Source organism: Maritalea myrionectae (assembly GCF_003433515.1).
Lineage (GTDB): Bacteria > Pseudomonadota > Alphaproteobacteria > Rhizobiales > Devosiaceae > Maritalea > Maritalea myrionectae.
In genome coordinates, this window is sequence record NZ_CP021330.1 from 2004254 (window position 1) to 2019578 (window position 15325).

The 15325-nt window shown below is 52.3% G+C and carries 13 protein-coding genes; 2 read left to right on the plus strand and 11 right to left on the minus strand.

All coding sequences use genetic code 11. The features are described from left to right. Positions 1-3: 3 nt before the first annotated feature. Positions 4-1293 carry a citrate synthase gene (gene gltA, locus MXMO3_RS10225; RefSeq protein ID WP_027835283.1) on the minus strand — a complete coding sequence of 430 codons (1290 nt, stop codon included), beginning with the start codon at positions 1291-1293 and terminating at the stop codon, positions 4-6. A 152-nt stretch (positions 1294-1445) separates the two neighbouring features. Then, a complete protein-coding gene (gene gltX / locus MXMO3_RS10230; protein WP_117395801.1) occupies positions 1446-2864 on the minus strand; it encodes a glutamate--tRNA ligase in 1419 nt (472 codons plus the stop codon). An 82-nt stretch (positions 2865-2946) separates the two neighbouring features. Between gltX and MXMO3_RS10235 the strand changes: the two genes are divergently transcribed. Then, complete coding sequence (locus tag MXMO3_RS10235; RefSeq protein ID WP_117395802.1) at positions 2947-5091, plus strand: ComEC/Rec2 family competence protein; 2145 nt, start codon at positions 2947-2949, stop codon at positions 5089-5091. 27 nt (positions 5092-5118) lie between these two features. Here the strand turns inward: MXMO3_RS10235 and lexA are convergent, their stop codons facing one another. The 5 genes from lexA to MXMO3_RS10260 form a co-directional block, all read right to left on the minus strand. Continuing rightward, entirely contained in the window at positions 5119-5832 is a 714-nt protein-coding gene (gene lexA, locus MXMO3_RS10240) for a transcriptional repressor LexA (RefSeq protein ID WP_117395803.1), read from the minus strand. Between the two features lie 732 nt (positions 5833-6564). Further along, on the minus strand, positions 6565-7410 hold the full coding sequence (locus MXMO3_RS10245) for a metal ABC transporter permease (RefSeq protein WP_027835287.1): 846 nt from the start codon (positions 7408-7410) through the stop codon (positions 6565-6567). Further along, positions 7407-8261 carry a metal ABC transporter permease gene (locus MXMO3_RS10250; protein ID WP_027835288.1) on the minus strand — a complete coding sequence of 285 codons (855 nt, stop codon included), beginning with the start codon at positions 8259-8261 and terminating at the stop codon, positions 7407-7409. The genes MXMO3_RS10245 and MXMO3_RS10250 overlap by 4 nt, the downstream gene beginning before the upstream one ends. Next, positions 8254-9147, minus strand: coding sequence for a manganese/iron ABC transporter ATP-binding protein (locus MXMO3_RS10255; protein ID WP_027835289.1), 894 nt, complete (start codon positions 9145-9147; stop codon positions 8254-8256). Before MXMO3_RS10255 ends, MXMO3_RS10250 begins: the two co-directional genes overlap by 8 nt. Then, on the minus strand, positions 9144-10037 hold the full coding sequence (locus MXMO3_RS10260) for a metal ABC transporter substrate-binding protein (RefSeq protein WP_117395804.1): 894 nt from the start codon (positions 10035-10037) through the stop codon (positions 9144-9146). The genes MXMO3_RS10255 and MXMO3_RS10260 overlap by 4 nt, the downstream gene beginning before the upstream one ends. Positions 10038-10327: 290 nt before the next feature. On the opposite strand from MXMO3_RS10260, the gene MXMO3_RS10265 reads away from it, so the two are divergent. After that, the gene (locus MXMO3_RS10265; RefSeq protein ID WP_117395805.1) at positions 10328-11797 is read left to right on the plus strand and encodes a GGDEF domain-containing protein; all 1470 of its coding nucleotides are present in this window, start codon (positions 10328-10330) and stop codon (positions 11795-11797) included. Here the strand turns inward: MXMO3_RS10265 and MXMO3_RS10270 are convergent. From MXMO3_RS10270 to trpD, 4 genes are read right to left on the minus strand one after another with little or no spacing between them, the layout of a single operon-like run. Further along, positions 11792-13003: a molybdopterin molybdotransferase MoeA gene (locus tag MXMO3_RS10270; protein WP_117395806.1), complete on the minus strand. Its 1212-nt coding sequence runs from the start codon at positions 13001-13003 to the stop codon at positions 11792-11794. The two genes, MXMO3_RS10265 and MXMO3_RS10270, sit on opposite strands and share 6 nt — an antisense overlap. A gap of 1 nt (position 13004) precedes the next feature. Beyond that, positions 13005-13487: a cyclic pyranopterin monophosphate synthase MoaC gene (moaC, locus tag MXMO3_RS10275; protein WP_117395807.1), complete on the minus strand. Its 483-nt coding sequence runs from the start codon at positions 13485-13487 to the stop codon at positions 13005-13007. Next, positions 13487-14290 carry an indole-3-glycerol phosphate synthase TrpC gene (gene trpC / locus MXMO3_RS10280; RefSeq protein ID WP_117395808.1) on the minus strand — a complete coding sequence of 268 codons (804 nt, stop codon included), beginning with the start codon at positions 14288-14290 and terminating at the stop codon, positions 13487-13489. Before trpC ends, moaC begins: the two co-directional genes overlap by 1 nt. Then, the gene (gene trpD, locus MXMO3_RS10285; protein WP_117395809.1) at positions 14287-15309 is read right to left on the minus strand and encodes an anthranilate phosphoribosyltransferase; all 1023 of its coding nucleotides are present in this window, start codon (positions 15307-15309) and stop codon (positions 14287-14289) included. Before trpD ends, trpC begins: the two co-directional genes overlap by 4 nt. Between the last annotated feature and the right edge of the window lie 16 nt (positions 15310-15325).

Genomic DNA, 15325 nt, shown 5'->3' on the forward strand with positions numbered 1-15325 from the left:
GGCCTAACGGTCTGAAATATCGGTGTAATCCCGTGTCGTTGCGCCAGTATAGAGCTGACGTGGACGGCCAATTTTTTGTTTTGGATCGTCGATCATTTCTTTCCACTGAGAAATCCAGCCCACAGTCCGCGCCATGGCGAAGATGGCTGTGAACATGGAGGTTGGGAAGCCGATCGCATCCAAAATGATGCCAGAATAGAAATCGACGTTCGGGTATAGCTTTTTCTCAATGAAGTAATCGTCTTCAAGGGCGATGCGCTCAAGCTCTTGTGCGACTTGCAAGGTTGGGTTGTTTTCAACACCGAGCTCGGACAACACTTCATGCGCTGTTTGCTGCATCACTTTGGCGCGTGGGTCAAAGTTTTTGTAAACGCGGTGACCAAAGCCCATCAGACGGAACGGGTCGTTCTTGTCTTTCGCGCGTGCAATAAATTCAGGAATGCGATCAACAGAGCCGATTTCGCGCAACATGTTGAGGCAAGCTTCGTTGGCGCCACCGTGTGCCGGGCCCCAAAGAGAAGCCACGCCAGATGCGATACATGCAAATGGGTTGGCATGTGATGAACCAGCCAAGCGAACTGTTGAAGTTGACGCGTTCTGCTCGTGATCGGCATGCAAGGTGAAGATCCGGTCCATGGCGCGGGCCATGGTTGGGGACACAACATATTCTTCAGCTGGCACAGCGAAACACATGCGCAAGAAGTTTGCGGCAAAGCCTAGATCGTTGCGCGGATAGATGAAGGGTTGGCCCACAGAATATTTATAGGCCCATGCCGCGATGGTTGGCATTTTCGCGATCAAACGGTGTGAGGCGATCACACGTTGCTTTGGGTCCGTAATGTCAGTTGAGTCATGATAGAACGCTGACATAGCACCAACAGCGCCACAAATGATGGCCATTGGGTGCGCGTCGCGACGGAAACCTTCGAAGAATTTGACCATTTGCTCATGCAGCATGGTGTGGCGCGTGATTTTTTCTTCAAATTCTGCAAATTCGGCTTTGCTTGGCAGTTCGCCATTGAGCAGAAGATAGGAGACTTCCAAGAAGCTTGACTTTTCGGCCAATTGTTCGATGGGGTAACCGCGATAAAGCAATGTGCCCTGATTGCCATCGATGTAGGTGATGGCTGACTCGGTTGAGCCTGTAGATGTGTAGCCTGGGTCAAAGGTGAAATGGCCAGTTTTGGCATACAATGTGCGGATGTCGATAACGTCTGGTCCTACAGATCCAGACAAGACGGGGAACTCATAGCTTTCGCCATCAATTTCTAATTTAGCAATCCGATCGGTCATGATTGGCCTCCTTCAAGATTCAGAAAATGACTAAAGTCCTACGTCCCCACTAACGCTAAACTCGTCGACCCAGAATAGGGTTGGCTTTGGGGTAAAGGATTTGGTCCCAATACGCAAGTTGCCAACCCTGAAACTTTCAGAAGGCTAGGTATTTATACGCCAGTTGTCTCTTTAAGGCGCGACAAGCTCTCGTCTTTTCCGAACAATTCGAGCACATCAAAACAGCCAGGCGATGCCGCTTTTGCGGTAAGCGCCGCACGCAATGGTTGCGCGACCTTGCCAAATTTCAGCTCTTTTGCATCTGCGAATCCGCGCATCACATCGTTTATTGTGTCGTGATCCCAATTTTCAATTGCAGCCAATTCTGGCTGAAGCGCACGCAGCATTTCTACTGAATCATCATCAAGTGCGTTAAGGGCTTTTTCTTCGAACTGTAGCGGACGTTGGGCAAAAATGAACTCAGCGCCGGTAATCAGATCAAGAATTGTTTTGGCACGAGGTTTGAGCAAAGGCAGCGCCCGCAACACTGTTTCCTCATGGGCAAGCAGCCCCGCCTTTTGTACCTCAAAGCTCAATTCGTCCGTCAGGCCAACCATCAGATCAAACAAGCGTTTGTCATCAGCCTCTTTGATGTAGTGGGCATTGAGGTTTTCCAGCTTGGCAAAATCCATGCGAGAACCTGCCTTGTTCAATCCTTCAAATGAGAACCATTCAATGAACTGTTCAGAGCTGAAGATTTCTTCATCGCCATGTGACCAGCCGAGGCGGGCAAAATAGTTGCGGATGGTCTCAGGCAAGTAGCCCATCTTGCGATATTCACCGACGCCGAGTGCGCCATGGCGTTTTGACAGTTTTGCGCCGTCTGGGCCGTGGATCAGCGGCGTGTGTGCCATCACCGGAACGTCCCAGCCCATGGCATTGTAAATGACGGTCTGACGGGCCGCATTTGTCAGGTGATCATCTCCACGCAAAATGTGGGTTACGCCCATATCGTGATCATCAACCACAACGGCCAATTGATAGATTGGCGAACCATCTGACCGCAAGATAATGAAATCATCCAGGTTTTCGGCTTTAAACGTCACTTTGCCTTGCACTTTGTCGTCGATGACGATCTCGCCTTCAAGTGGCGCTTTAATGCGCACCACATAAGGTTGACCTGCCGGCGCGTCTGCGTCTGTTTTGTTGCGCCAACGGCGATCATAAAACGCGTTGCGACCCTCCGCGCGGGCTTTTTCCCGCATTTCGTTCAGTTCATCCGCGGTGCAATAGCATTTGTAGGCGTGGCCAGCGTCCAGCAATTGTTGGGCGACTTCCTTGTGACGGCCAATATTTTCCGATTGCATGATGGGTTCGCCATCATAATCAAGGCCCATCCAATCCAAACCATCAATGATGGCGCGGATGGCCGGCTCAGTAGAGCGTTCCTTATCCGTATCTTCAATGCGCAACAGCATTTGGCCGCCCAAGGACTTGGCCAGCGCCCAGTTGAACAAGGCCGTGCGGGCATTGCCAATGTGCAAAAAGCCTGTGGGAGAGGGGGCAAAGCGGGTGATGATTTGTTTGCTCATGAAGCACTCATTTTGGAATAGTTGGAGAAAATTGCTTGCCTGTGTACCATAGGTGAAGAATTGCGCAAGATCGGGATGTTGCGTGTCACTTAAAGATATTGATTTTGAGCCATATTCAACCCGCAACGCCGCCATAGACAAACTGTTCTGGCGGCAGGGGAAACAACCAAGATTTTCTTCGGATAACCACCCGGTTGCCCGACCCCTTGTTGACGGCGTCGATTTTGCACGCCGCCGCATTGTCTTGCTGCCTTTTGCCTTGATCCTTGGCATTTGCATCTACACGCAGCTTTCCGTTGAGCCGCCATATTGGCTTTATGGACTATTATGCCTTGCGCTTTTTGGCGGGGCGGTGCTGACGCGGCGCAATATTGTTCTTCGCAATTGTCTCTTTCTGGCCGGGGCAGTCGCCTTTGGCATCGCTTTGATGGCGGCCAGTGCTGTGATGCGCGGCACGCCGCTGTTGGCCTATCCCAGCGCAGGTGTGATCAATGGGGAAATTCGGCAGGTCGAATTGCGACCAGACGGCAACCTGCGCGCGGTGGTTGATTTGGGCTCTATGCGCCCCGGCGCCTTGGATGATGTTCGGTTTGTTCGCCTAACAATTGCGCAAAAGCACTTTGAACCTGCCCGCCAACCTGCAATCGGCGATCAATTGGAGGTCAGAGCCCGATTTATTCCGGTGCCAAAACCGGTTTATCCGGGTGGATATGATCCTCAATTTCACGGCTTCTTTGATGGCATTGGGGCCTATGGCAGTACTTTGGATCCTGTTGTTTTGTCCGATGGTCAGCAAACGGCGTGGTCGCTGGTTCAGAATTTCATTTTCGATGTGAGGCAAGGGGTTGCGCAACGGTTCAGTTCCGGCATGAAACCTCAGGATGCGGCAATTGCGCGGGCGCTTATTATTGGCGATCAATCTGCCATTGAACCTGAACTGCGTGACGAAATCGCCGTGAGTGGACTTGCACATCTGCTGGCCATTTCCGGCTTGCATCTAAGTCTGGTGGCGGGGGGCGCGTTTCTCGGCATCAGGTTCGTGCTCGCCTTGCCACTGTTCCCGCCGCAAATGCCCGCCAAATCAATTGCCGCCGTTGCGGCCATGGGTGCCGCAGCGTTCTATCTTGGTATTTCTGGCGCGAACATTGCGACACAACGCGCGACCATCATGTTGATCGTGGCGTTTGTGGCGGTGCTTACGGGACGACGTGCCATTACATTGCGCAATGTGGCACTGGTATGCATTGCGATGATTTTGCTCTATCCAAATGAGGTGTTTAAGCCGGGCTTTCAGCTCTCATTTGCGGCCGTAGGGGCGTTGGTGGGGGTCTATGAATGGAGTAAAGGACAAGCTCATTCGCGCAAATGGCCCAAATGGGCCCAGTTTCTGGGCGGGCTCAGCCTTACGAGCTTGGTGGCTGGTATTGCGACCGCGCCAATTGCGGCGGTGCACTTCAGCCAGTTTGCGCCCTTTGGTTTGTTTGCCAATCTAATTGCCGTGCCTTTGGTGGGGTTTTTCATCTTGCCCGCGCTGATTTTTGCCTGCGTTCTTATGCCATTCGGCTTGGAGTTGCCCGTGTTGGCATTGGCGGGATTGGGGATCGATTATGTCATCATCATCGCACGGTTTTTCACCAATCTTGGGGGCGATTGGACCTATGTTGCGCCTTTGGCGGGTTGGGTGTTGCCGCTTTGTGGCGTTGCATTGATGATGTTTTTGATTGCCAAATCGGCTTGGCGCTTTGTGCCGCCCCTAGTGGCCGGCATGGTGATTAGCCTATTCGGCACGGCGGCGACGCCTGATATTTTGGTTTCGGGCCAAACGCGCTCGGCATTTGTGAAAACAGATAAGGGGCAGTGGGCGCAAATTGATCGGATTGGCAATAATTTCACGACACGGGTTTGGGCGGAATGGTTGGGTGTTGATCTCGCGCAGCAGGAGTTGGCGGGAAATTGCGATGAGCAGGGGTGCGTCGTTCATATGCCAGAAGGGCAAACTGTTTTGTTTGCCCGACAAAGGGCTGCTGTTATCGAGGATTGCGGGTTGGTCGATTTGATCATCGAGCAAGACTATTTATATCAAAAGTGCAGCACAGGCAGTCATCTGGTGCGCAATTGGGATGTGCGCCGCCTTGGGAATGCGGCGCTATATTTTGGTGATGATGGTCACATTCAGATCAAACACAGTGTGACAGATGCCCATCGTCCATGGCGGGTGAAACATTAGCACCAACACCTGGTCCAGCGACCTGGCTTAATATTTGCGGAACAGCCCCACCAGGCGACCTTGCACCGCTACCTGATCTGGTCCAAAGATCCGCGTTTCATAGGCTTCGTTTGCCGCTTCCAAGGCAACAGAATTGCCTTTCTTGCGTAGCCGCTTGAGGGTCGCTTCTTCACCATCCACCAACGCAACAACAATTTCGCCATTGGTGGCGGTTTGCTGCTTTTTGATCAAAACGGTGTCGCCATCGAAAATGCCTGCGTCAATCATCGAGTCGCCGCGCACTTCCAGCGCGTAATGCTCGCCACCAGCAAGCATTTCAGGCGGAACGGCGATCGTGTGTGACTGGGTTTGAATGGCCTCAATCGGCACACCAGCAGCAATCCGCCCCATGACGGGTACATGCACGGGCGCTTGTGAATCCTCATGCACAGGCTGTGAAGGACGCGGCTCAGGCGATTTGCCAAGCGTGCCTTCAATGACGCTTGGTTCAAACTTAGATTTCTTGCCGCCAAGAGAGGGGTTCATGCTGTCCGGCAACCGCACCACTTCCATCGCGCGGGCACGATTGGGCAATCTGCGGATAAACCCGCGCTCTTCCAGGGCAGTAATCAATCGATGGATGCCCGATTTAGATTTCAAATCCAACGCATCTTTCATCTCGTCGAAAGAGGGGGGCACGCCGCTTTCTTTCATCCGTTCATGGATAAACATCAACAGCTCATGTTGCTTGCGGGTCAGCATTGGACTTCCTTTTTTAGAATCGGAACAAATGTTGAACAACAATAACCGTTCTTTGTATGTTCTGCAAGCCCCTTGGTTTTCACACTGATTTTCTTCATGATTACATGACCTTATTCTTGGGGCCGTAATCCAGCGCGATGGCGCCTAATGTTGCAATAATGCAACGGCGGTGGATTTGATGTACAAAGTGTCGCACCCTCTATTGCCATTTTGAAATCATGGGCGTATGAGCGATGCTGTAACTTCTAACTGAGGCGCCATCCCGGTGCCGCAACTGCAAAGGGGATATTATGAGCCATAATCATACGCTAATCAGCACCCCGGCGCGAAATACGCCGGTTTCCAAATAACCGACGTCCTTTGAGGACGTTCAGACTGCGTCCTCGCTGTCATTCGATCAACACCAACCCTTCTTAGGCGCTTTTTTGCGTCCGAGGACTCATCTCTAATCGTGCGTTTTCGCGCGGGTTTCCGCACGCTTTCGCGCATCTTTTAACTCCAATTTTGGGGAACGAACGCGGCTGCGCGTTTGTCAGGAAACATGAAAAAACAACATGCTTTAACTCTCAACTTTTTCGAGCGATTAGGTTTGGCTTGGCGCCAAATCTTCAACCGGCGTCAAGTCGTCAGCCGTGCGGACGCAAAAAGGGTTCGCCGGTGCAATGTTGAAGATTTGAGCGCGCATATCCGAAAAGATATCGGGCTGTAATCGTAAAGGGGGCTTCGGCCCCCTTATTCGTTGGTGATTTGGCGTGCCCGTTGGGCCGATGGGGAGAAGAAAAAGGCCAAGATGAACAGGGCCGTCATGACCAGCACGATGGTGGGCGCAGGTGCGCTATCCAATTGGAAGCTTAAAAAGACCCCGAAGAAAGCGCTGAATATGGCAACCAAAGTGGCGATGATCAGCATCGGGCCGAGCTTGCGGGTGAGCAGATAGGCGATTGCGCCTGGCGCAATCAGAATTGCGATGGCCAGAATAATGCCGACAGCTTTTAGCGCGGCGACAACAATCAGCGAGATCGCAGCCAACAAGCCATAATGCAACCAGCGCACAGGCAGGCCGATCGCAGCCGCGTGCTGCGGATCAAACACATAGAGCTTTAGATCACGCCAACGTGCGATCACCAAGATGGTCAAGGTCAGCGCAATGATGCCGGTTTCCATCAGGTCAGCATTGCTGGTGCCCAACATGTTGCCGAACAGGATGTGGTCGAGATGCACATCCGTTTCTATTTTTGTGTATAGCACCAGGCCCAAGGCAAACATGCCGGAGAATACGACACCCATAACGGTATCTTCTTTTATGCGGCTGTTTTCCTTGAGATAACCTGTGCCAAGCGCACAAATCATACCCGCCACAAAGGCGCCGATGGCCAATGGAATGGCCAAAATATAGGCCAAAACAATGCCCGGCAGGACGCCATGGGAAATGGCGTCACCCATCAATGACCAGCCCTTGAGCACCAAGAAGCAGGATAGCAACGCTGCGGGAATCGCCACCAAGATCGAGATGACAAAGGCGCGCTGCATAAACGGAAATTGGAAAGCCATCATGCTCGTGTCAAACCATTCCATCATGAGCTCACCTCGGCGTTGCGGCGGGCGCGTTGCGCGCGCAGGCCATGTTTCGGGGCGAAGACGAAGGCGGTAAGGAAACAGGAGGTTTGCAGCACGACGATGATGCCGCCTGTGGCTCCATCCAAGAAATAACTGCTATAGGCGCCGATGATTGAGGTGAGGGCGCCAATGGCGATGCTCAGCCAGATTAAGGTGGGGAATTTGTCGGTCAACAAATAGGCAGTTGCCCCTGGAGTCACGACCATCGCGATCACCAAAAACGCACCCACTGTTTGCAACGCGGCAACGGTGGCGGCGCTCAAAAGCGTGAAAAACACGATTTTGAGAAGGTTAGGTTTTAAACCGATTGAACGGGCGTGGTCTTCATCGAAAAACACGACCATAAAGTCTTTCCACTTTGTGCCCATGACCAACAAAGTGACCCCGGAAATAATGGCCAGTTGCAGCGTGTCGGCCGGTGTAATGGCCAACACATTGCCCAGGACAATGGTTTGGATATTGACCGAGGTTGGCGACAACGACACCATAAATAGGCCCAAGCCGAAAAAGGATGTGAAGATCAAGCCGATGATTGCATCTTCGCGCAATTTGGTGCGCTGATTCAGAAACAACATGGCTGCAGCCGCTAGGCCGCCGGAAAAGAATGCGCCAACCGAAAATGGCAGGCCCAACATATAGGCGCCAGCCACCCCCGGCACGATGGAGTGAGACAGGGCATCGCCAATCAGCGACCAGCCCTTGAGCATAAGATAGGCGCTTAGAAATGCACAGACCGCCCCGACCAAGCCTGTGACCCAAATGGCGTTGCGCATATATCCGTAGGAAAAAGGCTCGAGCAACAGATCAATCATCTGATTTATCCGTGTTTTTGGTTTGGGTTTGCATCTTGTCCTCTTCGCCATAAAGGACCAAGGGACGCTCATCATCGGTGATGACAGCAAACTGGCGCGTATCCTCATCATCGTGCAGATCGGAACCGCCCAACACAAAGTGACGCAACACGCCACCAAAGGTTTTTTCCAGATTGGATTGGGTGAAGATTTCGTCCGTTGGGCCATAATCAAGGACCGTGCCTTTGATCAGCACCGTTCGATCGCAGAACTCAGGCACCGAGCCCAGATTGTGGGTGGACACCAGCATCACTTTGCCTTCGGCCCGCAAGTCGCGCATCAGTTTAATGATGGTGTCTTCTGTTTTTACATCGACGCCAGTGAAAGGCTCGTCCAGCAGGATCACTTCGCCTTCTTGCGCCAATGCGCGCGCCAAAAAGACCCGTTTTTTCTGGCCGCCAGATAGTTCGCCAATCTGACGTTTGCGATATTGGGCCATATTGACCCGATCAAGCGCCACATCAACCATTTCCTTATCCCGTTTGCTGGGAATGCGGAAAAAGCCCATTTTGCCGTAGCGGCCCATCATGACCACATCTTCGACAAGGACGGGGAAATCCCAGTCCACTTCCTCACTTTGAGGCACATAGGCAACGAGATTTTCGCGCAAGGCTTCTTGCACGCTTTTACCCAGTAATTTGACCGAGCCTTCGGCAATCGGCACGAAGCCCATGATTGCTTTGAACAATGTGGATTTGCCAGAGCCATTGACCCCCACAAGAGCCGTGATGGTGCCTTGTGGGATTTCAAAACTGGCATCGGTTAGGGCCGTGTGGCCATTGCGATAGGTAACGGTGACATTTTTGACGTTTATGCCACCGTTGGCCAAAGCGCGCATATCATTCATTGGGTAAGGCCTTCAGCAATTGTGCTGGTGGTGACTTTTAAGAGATCAATATAGGTGGGCACGGCACCGCTGTCATCAGTTAACGAATCCACATAAAGAACGCCGCCATATTGCGCGTCGGTTTCGCGCACAACTTGCTTGGCTGGCGCGTCGGAGACTGTGCTTTCTGAAAAGACAGCGCGGATATTGTTCGCGCGGACTTGATCGATCACCTCACGCACCTGTTGGGGGGTGCCTTGTTGGTCGGCGTTAATGGGCCACAAGAACAGTTCTTTCAAATCAAAATCGCGCGCCAGATAGCTGAATGCACCTTCAGAGGTGACCAACCAGCGCTCTTCATCCGGGATGCTTTTGAGCTTTTCGCGGATTGGGGCGACCACAGCTTCAATCTCTGCCTTATAGTTTTCAGCGTTTTCGAGATATTGCGCGGCATTGTCTGGATCGTGCTCAGCAAATGCCTTGGCAATATTGTCGACATAGATCATGGCGTCGGACGGCGACATCCAGGCATGGGGGTTGGGTTTGCCCGAATATGGACCTGACGCAATCCCCATGGGCTCGATTCCATCAGTGACAACGACGCTTGGCACATCACTCAAATTCTCAAAGAATTGTTCAAACCACAATTCGAGGTTGAGGCCATTCCAGATCACCAAATCGGCGTCTTGCGCTTTGATGATGTCTTTTGGTGTTGGTTGGTAGTTATGGATTTCCGCACCGGGCTTGGTGATGGACACCACTTCGGCGTGATCACCAGCAACATTTTCGGCCATATCTGCGATGACGGTGAAGGTGGTTACGGCTTTGAATTTATCATCTGCATTCGCGGCGACCGTCGTGAGCGTTGTCGACAGGGCGAGGGCAGGCAATAGTTTTAGCAAGGTTTGCATTTGAAACTCTCTGAATATATTGGATTCGATTTATACAAGCTATAATGCAATTGAGAAGCGTTCGCAACAGTGTTGCGAATGATTTGCAAATTTGTTTATTTGCGATTTTTTGCATGTGTATTGTCTGTTTCAAGAAGGTGAACACAGCTTGCGGTCGAAAAGCCCAGAAACACTGGGGTTTGCGCAGTTTCGTTTCATTAACCCTGAGTGCAACGATTAGGAGATGTTAATTCAAAAGCAAACTGATCAAGGCAAACTGGCGCTACATCAAATCCTGATTTGAGGCGAGCGTGAACAAACGACATCCAAGTAGAATCGTATTTTCAATCGGCGGTATCTTTGCCGCCTTTGTGTTGCTGGTGATTGCTTTTGTTATCTCAAGTTTATTTGTGCTTAATGTTTCAGGCAACGCGGCCAATGATTTGAAATTGGCAGCAGAAAAACGCGCAGCCTTGAATATGATTGAGAGCGAAATTAGCGATGTGGCCCAGCGGCAGTCTGAAGTTTCGTGGTGGGACACCACCATTGTCGCGCTCAGTGAAGGTTTCGATCGCGTGTTCTTTGCAGATGCGATGTTGGGTTGGTTCCCAATCGAATATGGCATTGATCGCTCGATGTTGGTTTCACCGGACAGCAAGATGTTGCTTCATGCCAAAGGCGAGTTGTTCACCATGCGCGGCGAGGGGGAGGCATTTTTTGCGCAAGTGCAGGACCTTGTGACGCACGCGCAAGACAAATATATGGAACGGCGAATTGAAGAGGCTGGCGCGTACCGCATTGAAGGTGACCCAGTTCGCGATGACCCGGTTCTTTATGCCCATGATATTCGCAAAATTGATGGTGAGATCGGCATTGTGATTGCCCAAGCGATTATCCCGGATGGCGTGATGGTGTTGTTGGACGAGACACCGCATGTTCTGGTTACTTTCCGTCCGTTCACTGCGCAACGGATCGCCGAATATGGGCGCGAGATTGAACTGAAAGAATTTCGCGTGTCATTGCAACCGCCTGCATCGGAGATGCATCTGGTGACGATAAATTCTGGCTATGCGAATAAGAATGTTTTTATCAGCTGGAATTCCGTGCCGCCGTCCAATGGCATTTGGGCCCGGTCCTTGCCCGCGCTTGGGGCCATGTTGTTTGTGATCACGTTGGTGATGCTCGGCGTGACGATCGCTTATGCCCGCCAGGTCTATCGCACCCGAAAAGCAGAGGCGCGGAACCGTTATCTAGCAGAGCATGATGGCTTAACCCAACTGCCTAACCGAAATCGCTTTGACAAAGCGTTGCAAACCAAAATTGGTGAAGATCATTTGGGGACCTGTGCCGTGCTGTGCATCGATTTGGATCGATTTAAGCCCGTGAATGATACCTATGGGCACCATGCTGGTGATGAAGTGTTGCGGACTGTGGCGCGTCGCATTGAAGAAGTTATTGGCGATCGTGGCATTGTGGCCCGTCTTGGGGGTGATGAGTTTATCGCGCTGCTTGATGATGCTGCAGACAAGGATGGCATCATGATGCTTTGCGACAGCGTGATTGAGCGGATCAGCGACAAAATCTGTTTTGAGGATTTAGAGCTTTACGTGGGTGCCAGTGTTGGTGTGGCCTGGTGGCCTGATGATGCCCAAACCGCTGATATGGTTATTCGCAGTGCCGACCAGGCGCTCTATCGGGCCAAGGAACTCGGCAGAGGACGGTCCATGCGCGCCGATCTAATGAATAAGGATGCGGCCGATGATCTGGTCAAAATCTCATAATGCCCAAGGTAGCATCATAAAATCGACTGAAGCGCCAGTTTGCTTGCCTTCGCAAAATGGTGCCTGAACGATAAATCCATCACATTGTGACAATGAGGAGAGGTGGGCGCTGTCCATCTCAAGAATTGGATCAACTGCTAGACCGCTCTTATAGGTGGTCAGTCGTGCTCGGCGATAGAATTGTCGGGGGCCGTTTTTCGGCAATTGGTCAGCCAGCGGCAATTGCACGATCTTTGGATCGGCAGCTTGTCCTGATAAAGCTGCAATTGCGGGACGCACAAAAACGGTTGCTGTAACCAAAGCCGAGACAGGGTTGCCTGGTAGACCAAAAATTAGGGTTTTCCCTAAACGGCCAAACATAAGCGGTTTGCCGGGGCGAACGGCGATACGCCAGAAATCGATCTCGGCACCGATGGCCTGCAAGGCAGCCAACATATAGTCTTTATCGCCAACGCTGGCGCCGCCCGTGGTGACCAAAATATCAGGTTCATCCTGCAAAGCTGCTTGCAGTTTGGCTTCCAGTTTTGCCTGTTCGTCAATCGCAACGCCAAAATCCTGGACGGTGACGCCTGCCAACTCGAACAAAGGTGTGAGGCCAAAACCGTTGGACGCATAAATCTGCCCTTGTTCAAGCGGTTGGCCGGGCTGCACCAACTCGTCACCCGTTGCCAGAATGTGCAGTTTCGGCTTTCGGGTGACTTTGATTTGGCCGTGGCCTGCGGCTGCAATGAGCGAAATATCAAATGGATTGAGGCATTTTCCTGCCCTCGCAATGGTTTGATCTTTGGCAAAGTCATTGCCTTTCAAGCGCACATTTTGGCCGTCTGCCACATCATCTTGCAATGTGATCTGATCACCCTCAATGGTGACCTTTTCCTGCATGATTACACTGTCCGCCCCTTGAGGCAGTTCGCCGCCCGTATAGATGCGGGCGCATTCGCCATTGGCCAAGGGACGATCAAACGGTGTGCCCGCTGCGGCCACGCCAATATTTTTCAAAACGGTACCTTTGGTGCCATCACTTGCCTTGAGTGCATAGCCATCCATGGCGGAACCATTAAAAGGTGGTTGGCTGGTCAGCGCCACAACTGGTTCGGCAAGCGTACGGTTGGACGCCTGCGTCAACTCAATTATTTCGCCTGAGATTGGTTTGGCGTGCGCCAGAATTTCACTTAGGGCTTCATCAACTGGTTTGAGTTGCGCCATTTTAATCCCTTTTGAAATCGCCGGATTTGCCGCCGCTTTTTTCCATCAATTGTGTCGGCCCGATCACCATGCTCTTATCCAGCGCTTTGGCCATATCATAAAGGGTGAGGGCTGTGACGCTGGCGGCGGTGAGGGCTTCCATCTCGACCCCTGTTTTGCCTTCCACGGACACGGTGGCTGAAATATCAAACCGCGGTGCATCGTCGGCAGGTGTGATTTCCACCCCAACTTTGTTGAGCATGAGCGGATGGCAAAGCGGAATCAGATCCGATGTTTTCTTTGCTGCCATAATGCCTGCCAGGCGCGCTGTGCCTAAGGCATCCCCCTTTTTCAGGTCGCCCTTTTTGACAGCATCGAACGCCGCCTGTGACATGGTGATGGATGAATGAGCCGTTGCGCGGCGCAATGTTGGCGCTTTGCCGCTCACGTCGACCATGTTGGCCTCGCCTTGCTCATTGAGATGGGTAAGGCGATCCTTAGCCATTAGGCCCCTCCGAACAAAAGCGCGCGGGTGGCGGCTTCCACATCGTCGTGACGCATCAGGCTTTCACCGACCAAAAATGTGCTGACATCCGCTTTTTCACTCAACATTTGCACCTCGTCGTGGGTGAAAATGCCGCTTTCGCTGACCAACAGGCATTCGTCCGGCACATTTTTCGCCAACTCAATGGTGGTGTTCAATGTGGTTTCAAAGGTTCGCAAATTGCGGTTGTTGATGCCAATGAATTTGGATGGCAGCTTGAGCGCGCGGTCCAATTCTTCCGCATCATGCACTTCGATTAGGGCATCCATGCCCCAATCAAGGGCTGCCTCGGTGAGACGCAAGGCGTCATCGTCGTTGAGTGCGGCCATGATGATCAAAATGCAATCTGCCCCCCACGCGCGAGCTTCGGCAATCTGGTAGGGCTCAAACATAAAGTCTTTGCGCAGCACAGGCAGATCAACCGCGGCGCGGGCTTCGATCATAAAGTCCGGCGAGCCTTGAAAAGAGGGCGTGTCCGTCAAGATCGACAAGCACGCTGCGCCGCCAGCTTTGTAGGCTTTGGCATGGGCAGGCGGGTTGAAATCCTCACGGATCAAGCCTTTAGATGGGCTGGCTTTCTTGATCTCGGCTATCAAGCCGATTTCGCCTGCCTGTTTTTTGGCCTTGAGCGCCGATAAAAAACCGCGCGGTGCCGATTGATCTTTGGCAATGGCTTCAAGTTCGGCCATGGATTTCAGGTTTTGGGCGGCAGCAACTTCTTCGCGCTTATAAAGTTCGATTTTTTTGAGAATATCTACGCTCACGATTGCGCCACTCCGTTTGAAACTTCGATCAATTGCGCCAATTTTTCTTTCACCTTGCCACTATCCACCAATTGTGCCGCCAGTTTGACGCCGTCTTTAAGGTTATCGGCTTGGCCTGTGACAATGAAGGACGCAGCGGCATTAAACAGTGCCACATCGCGATAGGCTGACTTTTCACCGTCAAATAGTTTGCGCATCGCGGCAGCATTTTCCTCAGGTGTGCCGCCGAGCAAATCGTCAAGCTTGGCGATGGGAAGCCCGCCATCCTCCGGGTTCACTTCAAATTCGCGCACCTCACCATCCTTGATTTCGGCAACATATGAATGCCCTGTGGTGGTGAGTTCGTCTAGGCCATCGCTGCCATGCACGACCCAAGCGGAGGTGGCCCCATTTTTCAGCAATGCATCCGCGACCGGACGCACCCATTGCCGATCATAAACGCCGAGCAAATATTGTTTTACCCCGGCTGGGTTTGATTGTGGCCCGAGAATGTTGAAAAGCGTCCGCACGCCCATTTCCTGCCGCGACGGGCCAACAAAGCGCATAGCTGCGTGGTGATTGGGGGCAAACATGAAGCCAATGCCCGCTTTTTTGATGCACTGACCGATCTGGTCGGCCTTAAGGTCAAGCTCCACACCGAGCATTTGCAGCGCTTCTGAGCTGCCAGAACGCGACGAGAGGGCTTTGTTGCCGTGCTTGGCCACAGGTGTGCCGCTGGCGGCAACTATGATGCTGGCTGCGGTTGAAATATTGTAAGTGCCGACGCCATCGCCGCCCGTCCCCACAATGTCGATGGCATTATCGGGGGCCTCCACGCGCGTCATTTTCTCGCGCAGGATTGAGACGGCGCCAGCGATTTCTTCCACCGTTTCGCCTTTAACGCGCAGGCCCATCAAAAAAGCGCCAATTTGCGAAGGGGTAGCTTCACCGGACATGATCACATTCATGGCGGCGCGCATTTCGTCCATGGTCAAATCTTGAGCGTCAGCAAGTTTATTCAAAATGGCCTTAATATTCATTTTTGCATCCTCGCCG